This window comes from Moorena sp. SIO2C4, from assembly GCF_010672485.1.
In the GTDB taxonomy this organism is placed as follows: Bacteria; Cyanobacteriota; Cyanobacteriia; order Cyanobacteriales; family Coleofasciculaceae; genus Moorena; species Moorena producens.
Genome location: NZ_JAAHGN010000277.1, coordinates 1 through 7,705, shown reverse-complemented (window position 1 = coordinate 7,705; position 7,705 = coordinate 1). Strand labels below are relative to the sequence as shown.

Sequence of the window (7,705 nt, the reverse complement as noted above, 5' to 3'; positions counted from 1 at the left end):
TGATCAACATTTGCTTTTCTGCCGCTGCATCTGGGTAATCCACTACCAGCTTGAATAAAAATCGGTCTAACTGAGCTTCTGGTAGGGGATAGGTGCCTTCAAATTCTAGAGAGTTTTGGGTAGCAATCACCCAAAACAATTCAGATAGGGGCAATGTTTCCCCGTCCAAGGTGACTTGCTGCTCTTCCATTGCCTCTAGCAGCGCTGCTTGGGTTTTGGGTGGGGTGCGGTTAATTTCATCAGCTAGCAAAATCTCAGTAAAGACTGGTCCCTTTTTGAGGGTAAAGTTGCGGGTATTCAGGTCAAAGATATTGGTTCCTAAAATATCCGATGGTAGAATATCTGGGGTTAACTGAATCCGCCGAAATTCGGCTTGGATTAGCCTTGCTAAAACTTTGACAAGCAAGGTTTTACCGGTTCCTGGTACCCCCTCAATAATGACATGTCCACCACTAAGCAACGCTACGAGTAACTGTTCGACTAGGGTGGATTGACCGACAATTATTTTGCCAAGGGTTTGCTTGAGGCGGTTCAAGACAGGGATATCATTGCTCATTTGGGTTGATTCGCTATCCTGTGGGACAGTTTTCGTGGTACCACAATAGCATGGGCAAACTCTGGTTGATTGGGGTTGGGATTAGTTAGCTTGGTATGCGGTAGTTTACACAATCGGGCAGTTCTGATAATCCCATCAATCAACACGAATTTGCTGCCATTTTCCCAACCATTTTAGTAAGTCTGACTCCCTAATACGACGTTTACTAGATTGAATTTCCAGCAATTGTTTCAGTTCTGTAGCTGGACGTCCAGTTTGCTCAACCCAAGCATCAATTAGAGCTTGATCCTCAAGCAGAGTCTGTCCTAATCCCAGTGCTTTTTGCAGTTGCAGTTGTTCGTCTTTTCCCACAACTTCCAACACAAACTCACTGCTGCCTGCTTTTTGCAAAACACCTGCTAATGCTCGGATGTAGGCTTCGCTGTTATCCACCACTGGTTCAGATAAGGTCAATGGTTGTCCAAAGCGGCGATTCAGAGCCCAGATGGCAACCAGAAGAATGATTAATCCTTGGATAAAGGCTGGCAACAGAGGGGTTTTCGCTAAATAACTGAATAGAGTCTCACCTACCTCTCGCTTGATCACATCTACATCTTTGTAACCGTGGAGGTATTCATCCACCCAAACGGGATTTTGCTTAGTTAAATTCCCCTCTGCTTTCAAGGGAGTAACCAGTTGGGCTAATAATTCATAGTTAGCCGGAAAGTCCTGATAGGCATTGGCAGCCAGATCCGATGTAGTGGCAAAGATAACTCTACCATCACCAATAGGCTTTTCCCAAACCACAGCACCAAAGCGATCGCTTAAAATTTTCTTCCCCTGATTACCCTTGTATCGCCGCCTGGTGTTAACCTTAACCTTTCCCGTGGAAGCCTCTTGGAGAGTACTAAAAGCAGCGTCAGTAACCGGCTGCTTGACTCCCAAAATCACCATCCTATTGCCCTGTTTAATCCATTCTCGCTCTTTACCATAAATAGCATCTACTGTCAACCAACTAGTGACACGCAATAAGGTAACCGAGCCTTGAGCATCCGTCTGATTCGCTAAATCCTCAAAGGGTTTTTGCCAACGCTGTACAGGAGTTCCCCGTTTTGCCATGTAAGCGTACCAAGCGCCATAGCCATAGGGAGCGCGGCTGTAAGTAGAACCGCTATTGATTTTATTATTAGCTGGAGCAGCTACCAGGGTAATCATCATTAGTACCACGATTGCGATCGCACTAATTACCCCTAACCGACGCTTAGGAAATTTCATCCTTCATCCTTGGCCTTTCACCCACGCTACGCGAACATACTTTATCCTTGGCCTTTCGGCCACGCTACGCGAACAACCTTCATCTGTTGATAAGCCTCCTTGCACCGTTCAAAAACCTGACTAGAGACTTCGGCGTTACTAAAACACAACTGCTGGTGGGTGATCAGTAAGATTTGGTATGGTTTAGGTTGCGGTAATTGCTGGATGAGTTGTAGATATTCTCCATCCGTGCGACTAGGATGGCGAGGGGCAATGCCAGTATCGTGTAATTGCTGCAACATCCCCATATACAAGCAACGACAGGCTTCCCTGTAGTTAGCCTGCTGCTGATAGTTTTGCGATCGCTCCCACCAATTGACCACTGATAATTCTCGAACTGGTCGTTTTGTCACTCTGTTTGCAGCTTGAGTAAGTTGTTGGTAATAAGAAATAATATAAGGATGTAATGCTCTGATCAGTCGCACCCCTAGCCAGCTTAGGATTACAGCCACAAGTAACCAAAACGTTATCCTAATCCCCTGGCCTAGTATAGGAGACAGTAACCAAGATGGCAGTGAGCTTTGGGGTTGGTCAAGAGGCACCTGAGACATTGTCAGCTCCCACCACTCCCCGAATTGTCGTTGCAGCAGCTGCAACTGCCAATCCAAACTGTTTTTTTCAAAGGAACCAGTAGACATAAGATACTGATAACTAATAATATCAAACAGCGGATTTAGGGCATGGATTAAGTCATCCGTGCATCCGTGTTATTATTGTGTGTAGTCCACCCTTCTATGCTTTCCCATTTACCATAATCTAAAATAACAGTACTTGAAGCCGGTAAAACTGCTATTTACTAACATGACAAGTCTCTATACTGACATTGAGATCAATGTCCCAAGGCAGAAGGTTTGGCAAATTTTGTTCCATAAACAGCAGTGGAAGTACTGGAACACATTTCTGTTTGATTGTGACTCAACTTTACGGTTTGAGCAGGGGAAAGAAGTCTTTCTGTCGCTGCGACGGCTTCCCAATGAAGAAGAGACAGAATTTGAGCCATTGGTGACACAACTTCAGCCTGGTGTGTGTCTAAGTTGGGTGTCTTCTATCCCTGGCTTTCGTAGTGAATGTGTATTTGATTTGCAAGAAATAGGAGTGGGTCGTACCAAATACGTCCACAAACACTCTTATTCCGGTATATTGTCTCGGGTGTTTCTACCGTTTATCCGAGAGGATGAGTTACGAGGTATTAAACGAATGGCATGGGAGTTGAAGCGTTATGCTGAGGGGTTTTAGAACGTTAGTATGGCGCTAGCACACGCTTAATCCGGGTGAAGTGTTAAAGATGACACTGTAGACACTAACGACTTAACCACACCCGGAAGCACTGGTTTACCAGACAAGTAATCCCTTAGTCAAGATAGCCCATTAGTTCATCTGTCCCTTCACTAACATTTGTAGCAATAGGACGATTTTGGGGTAATGGCTTTACGCTCAGCTGTTTCCTATCGATGTATCCAGAGGATCCAGTTCCTTTAGCAGTGAATTGGAGTTCCTTGTCTTTATTGCTATCTGTGCTGCTCATATCCCTCCTGGGACTCCTGAGTTAGAGTCAAAAATACCTTATTATATAGCTAAGTCTGGTCTAAGTTGACCAAGTTAGGCTTACATTGACACTCCCCACGGCGCTTATGCCGGGGGATTCTTGCTTCGACGAACTGACTTTAATACACAAGGGTTTTGCCGTTCCTCGCACCGAATAACCGTGTACAAACGTATTATCTAGTTTGAGCAAGTGTACCCAGCGGTCTGATCTCCACAAGCGTACTGGAATAAGTCATCCAGGGTTTGGGCGTGCCCCGCCCTACCTTTCACTAAAAAAACTAACTTTGGCGCTTTGGTCGGTACTCTGTCGAGTCCATGCGTTTTAAGGGTTTTTCGCTCCCTTGCTACTACCATCGCTTTACGTCGTAGATTAATTGGTGATACCGACGAATTTTCACCTGTGGTAGGCCAGCCATAGCATTATAACATAAATAAAAGAAATAAAACGCCGAATCGCTCAATACTTTAAAAGCTCAATTCTTTTAAGTGAGGGGTCAGACTAACCCCGTATCTAAAGCTAGAGGCGTATAGACCTCACCCCTGAAACTACCCAATTTTTCACTCAAGGTTATACTATCACATTTGATAGCCTTTCTATAGCTAAAGTTGCTAGAACTACCACAGCCACAGTGCTCCCCCGTGATGTTTAGTAGATTTTGGGATTGATTGAGAGATCAGTACAGTTACCAGTAAAGCTAGCAATACAGCTACCAGTTAAAGCTATTCAGGGCATGAGTACTCTAGATGTTGGCCTCAACAACTATGATTGTGCCAGCAATAGTGAACAGATTCATCGGCCATAACCCAATAGTTACGGCCAATAACCATTAATCATTACTAATCACTAATAAATCTCTAGCCTTGCTCTGGATTGTTCTATAGTCCTTAAGGATTGGTTCTAGTCCTTCTTCTTCTTTTTCAACATAATCGTCTAAATCTCCAAATACTCTTTTAATTTCTTCATAAATCAGAGTACACTTTAAGGTAAGTTGCTGATGAATATCAGATATCAACTTAGTTTTATCACTCTCTAATTTTTTGCCAATCTTGCTAATTATCATTCTTCTTTTCAGATAAAGCGCTCCCCCGGAGACTAAAATTCCAACTCCGGCAAACGCAGCACCGATAAGATCCAATATTACTATTTCCGTTATCGCCATAAATAGGCCAGCAATTACTGTTACTGCCGCTCCACCTAATATATTGGTAGCGACTCCACTAGCGTTTGATTTTAAGGAATTGATAAACTCAGCATCTTCAAGGAGCTTAGACGCTTTTTGCTTAACGTCTTCAAACACCTCATGACGGCGCTCCATAACTCGGATAGATAGATTGCTATTACTGGAATAATTCTGGATAGTCTCCAAATCTTGTATTAACGAATCAATTAGGTTTTTAATATCCCCTAAAAAATGGAGTGTCCCCTCTTTTAAGGTTTCTTCTAACGAGAGCTGTAGCTCTGGTTCATACTTAGCCTTGATCTGATCGATCCAGGCTTGGATTGAGGCATTTTTCTTAACGGTACCAACAACGGACTTATTGATTAGTTTAGGAAAGGTGAAACCAGCGCTAAAATCAGATTTTATTTGCTCAGCAACTAGATCATAGTTGGCAGCCAACTTATCCACCAGTTTAGTAATGTCATCTTGAGACTTTTTTTCACCGACAGCTAGTTTAGTTTTGATTCGTTCTACTGATGATTTATCCAGCTCTAGTTGCCGTTGGATAGATTTTAATTCATGCTCTAATTCATCAATCACGTTTTGAGTGCGATCGCTAATTGATTTAAGTTTAATTTTGTAAGTCTCCCCACCGGTAACCATATCATTAATAAATCCTCTCACTTCCCTAAACCCACTCCCCTCCTCATTCCCATTGTTTTCTAATTCCGCTGATGTCGCAAAAACTATAGGAGACTCAATATGTCGTTGACTAGCATAGTCTTTAACTCTCTGAGTATTTCGGCTTAATTCTTCTGGTTTAGTTAAATCAGACTGTTGAAGTATAAAGACTACTTTTTTACGCCATTGCTCACTAACATAATCCAGGAGTTCCCAAGCTGTTTTATGATAGGGATTCTTAGCGAAGAAGACAAAAAACACTAAATCACTGTTAGGAATATAGTTTTCAGTAATCTCTTGGTGGTTTTCCAGAATCGTATTCGTTCCAGGAGTATCGACAATTGATAAAGTTTTCAAGATATCAATGGGTAAACCAATTTTTCGTAACGTTGGGCTAATTTCTTTTTCAAACTGCTCCTCTGAATAAACAATTTTTTGAATAACATCCGTACATGGCTCAACATCAGTTTGACAAATTTTTTCTTGAATTATGGCATTAATAAAGCTACTTTTTCCGGCTTTTACTTCTCCAACAATAACTAACAAAAACGGTTCATTACTATTTTTTTGTATCGTCCTTATTTTTGACTGTAATTCCGGTTTATTGATTTGAATAACAAATTTATGCAAATCTTGTAATAGGTCATCAATATAAAGTTTGTGGTTGTACAATACTTGATCAATAATTTGATTGTTCATTAATCTTACTCCCCTAGATTATACTATCCTAAATTAGGACCAAATAATTAGTCAATTTTCTAGCTATGGTAGATTGATTATAGTTTTTTTAAAAGGATATCGCCAAAAACACTGATCAGGTAAACATTCAGCTCTCAGCTGTCAGGGATCATCCCTTGATTAGTCATTAATCAGTAGTCATTGGTCATTTGTCTAATGCGATCGCGAAGCTGTTCCTTGTTCCGTTCGCGAACGGAACATCGCATCTTAACAAGACTCAGCCGTCAGCCGTCAACATATTTCACTCGACTCTGGTTTGCGTTCGCGAACGGAACATGGCATCTTAACAAGACTCAGCCATCAGGGATTACCCCTGAATATTATTTCACTCGATTCTAGTTTGCGTTCGCGAACGGAACATCGCATTATGAATCGGGGGGTAGAGTCCCAATGTTGACGAGACCCGAATCCCCTCATATCGTTGTAAATTTTCTCGAAGTGCTGACGCAGTTGAGGAAGAATAACCTTTAAAATCTCTCTCACGGTAACCAACTCAAATGGATAAAATTCGCTTATTGCTTATTGTTTCAGTTTAATCCCTCTTGGCTAGGTTTGTCTAAAGACCATTGCTCAGGACTGAGCCACTGATCCAGTATAATCAAATTAAGTCGAGATGGCATAGTGCTTGTAGATAGCAAGACTAATCATGGCAGCAACACACATACGCTTTGACTGGGCGATCAAAAAACAACTGCGAGATAAAGCTAATTATGTTGTCCTCGAAGGCTTTATCAGCGAATTACTCGGGGAAGTGATTACCATTGAATCGATATTAGAAAGCGAAAGTAATCGAGGGACACAAGACAATAAACTCAACCGGGTGGATATTCTAGCTCTCAATAGTGCTGGGGAGTTATTGCTGGTGGAAGTTCAAAATAGTTCGGAAAATGATTACTTTCAGCGGATGTTATTTGGAGTTTCGACTCTGATTACCGAATATCTGGATAAAGGAGAGCCTTATAGTAAAGTCAAAAAAGTCTACTCCATTAATATAGTTTACTTTCCCCTCGGCCAAGGACAAGATTACATTTATCAGGGAAAATTAGATTTTATCGGACGTCATATCCAGGATAGACTAGAGCCATCAAATCTCCAGAAGGAGTTGTTCAAAATTGAGCAGGTGTACCAGATATTTCCGGAATATTACATCTTGAGAGTCAAACAGTTTAATGATGTGACCAGAAACAGTTTGGATGAATGGATATATTTCCTAAAAAATAGTGAAATCAAGGAAGACTTCCAAGCCAGGGGATTAGCCCAAGCCAAGGAAAACCTGAGGATTGAGAGTCTACCAAATACAGAAAAGGCAGCCTATCAGAAATATCTGGAAGATAAACGGTATGAAATTAGTATGCTAGAAGGGGCAGAGGCAGTCGGAGAATTAAGGGGCAGAGAAGAGGGCATAAAACAGGGTAGAGAAGAGGGGATATTAGAAGGCATTCAACAAGAACGTCGTGCTAACTTGGAGCGAATACTCCAACTACGATTTGGAACGATTCCTTCAAAGATATCTGAAACAATAAGCTGTTCGGCATTTAAATTGGTATAATAAAAATTAATAAATAACCCAATAATAGGAAATATGCCAGCAAAAAATTATCTGACAGCAAAAAACAATACTTCAAAAAGCCTTAAAAATAGAAGAAAATGGAAATATTAGAGAACGTATTTTAATTTTGCTGTTGTTGAATAGTGGAAAAACACAGTTAGAAATTGCTGAAGTTTTGGGTTG

At 41.4% G+C, this 7,705-nt stretch carries 9 protein-coding genes and 1 pseudogene; 5 read left to right on the top strand and 5 right to left on the bottom strand.

Features of this window, described 5'->3' with window-relative positions; all coding sequences use genetic code 11:
- The 3 genes from F6K20_RS16060 to F6K20_RS16050 form a co-directional block, all read right to left on the bottom strand.
- Positions 1–556: AAA family ATPase (locus F6K20_RS16060; protein WP_287295291.1), on the bottom strand; the 556-nt coding region annotated here is incomplete at its 3' end.
- Between the two features lie 135 nt (positions 557–691).
- On the bottom strand, positions 692–1,810 hold the full coding sequence (locus tag F6K20_RS16055; RefSeq protein WP_008191383.1) for a DUF4350 domain-containing protein: 1,119 nt from the start codon (positions 1,808–1,810) through the stop codon (positions 692–694).
- A gap of 41 nt (positions 1,811–1,851) precedes the next feature.
- Positions 1,852–2,487 carry a DUF4129 domain-containing protein gene (locus F6K20_RS16050; RefSeq protein WP_008191386.1) on the bottom strand — a complete coding sequence of 212 codons (636 nt, stop codon included), beginning with the start codon at positions 2,485–2,487 and terminating at the stop codon, positions 1,852–1,854.
- A 163-nt stretch (positions 2,488–2,650) separates the two neighbouring features.
- Here F6K20_RS16050 and F6K20_RS16045 point away from each other — a divergent pair, with 163 nt between their 5' ends.
- Positions 2,651–3,085, top strand: coding sequence for an SRPBCC domain-containing protein (locus F6K20_RS16045; RefSeq protein WP_008191388.1), 435 nt, complete (start codon positions 2,651–2,653; stop codon positions 3,083–3,085).
- Between the two features lie 115 nt (positions 3,086–3,200).
- Here the strand turns inward: F6K20_RS16045 and F6K20_RS16040 are convergent, their stop codons facing one another.
- Entirely contained in the window at positions 3,201–3,374 is a 174-nt protein-coding gene (locus F6K20_RS16040) for a hypothetical protein (protein ID WP_008191390.1), read from the bottom strand.
- A gap of 682 nt (positions 3,375–4,056) precedes the next feature.
- Between F6K20_RS16040 and F6K20_RS16035 the strand changes: the two genes are divergently transcribed.
- Positions 4,057–4,197 (top strand): hypothetical protein, encoded by a 141-nt coding sequence (locus F6K20_RS16035; RefSeq protein WP_154659988.1) that lies wholly within the window; start codon positions 4,057–4,059, stop codon positions 4,195–4,197.
- A 24-nt stretch (positions 4,198–4,221) separates the two neighbouring features.
- Here F6K20_RS16035 and F6K20_RS16030 read toward each other — a convergent pair whose 3' ends face one another.
- Positions 4,222–5,934, bottom strand: a complete 1,713-nt coding sequence (locus F6K20_RS16030) for a dynamin family protein (RefSeq protein ID WP_008191396.1) — start codon at positions 5,932–5,934, stop codon at positions 4,222–4,224.
- Between the two features lie 180 nt (positions 5,935–6,114).
- Here F6K20_RS16030 and F6K20_RS16025 point away from each other — a divergent pair, with 180 nt between their 5' ends.
- From F6K20_RS16025 to F6K20_RS16015, 3 genes and pseudogenes are all read left to right on the top strand, one after another.
- Positions 6,115–6,312 (top strand): hypothetical protein, encoded by a 198-nt coding sequence (locus F6K20_RS16025; protein WP_131826841.1) that lies wholly within the window; start codon positions 6,115–6,117, stop codon positions 6,310–6,312.
- A 307-nt stretch (positions 6,313–6,619) separates the two neighbouring features.
- Entirely contained in the window at positions 6,620–7,522 is a 903-nt protein-coding gene (locus tag F6K20_RS16020; protein ID WP_287295289.1) for an Rpn family recombination-promoting nuclease/putative transposase, read from the top strand.
- A 67-nt stretch (positions 7,523–7,589) separates the two neighbouring features.
- A pseudogene (locus F6K20_RS16015) lies at positions 7,590–7,705 on the top strand (IS630 family transposase); the annotation flags it as partial.

Bases quoted from the DNA above. Each gene is read 5' to 3' on its own strand.
- F6K20_RS16030 (WP_008191396.1), bottom strand. From the start codon at position 5,934: ATGAACAATCAAATTATTGATCAAGTATTGTACAACCACAAACTTTAT.
- F6K20_RS16050 (WP_008191386.1), bottom strand. From the start codon at position 2,487: ATGTCTACTGGTTCCTTTGAAAAAAACAGTTTGGATTGGCAGTTGCAG.
- F6K20_RS16020 (WP_287295289.1), top strand. From the start codon at position 6,620: ATGGCAGCAACACACATACGCTTTGACTGGGCGATCAAAAAACAACTG.
- F6K20_RS16055 (WP_008191383.1), bottom strand. From the start codon at position 1,810: ATGAAATTTCCTAAGCGTCGGTTAGGGGTAATTAGTGCGATCGCAATC.
- F6K20_RS16040 (WP_008191390.1), bottom strand. From the start codon at position 3,374: ATGAGCAGCACAGATAGCAATAAAGACAAGGAACTCCAATTCACTGCT.
- F6K20_RS16045 (WP_008191388.1), top strand. From the start codon at position 2,651: ATGACAAGTCTCTATACTGACATTGAGATCAATGTCCCAAGGCAGAAG.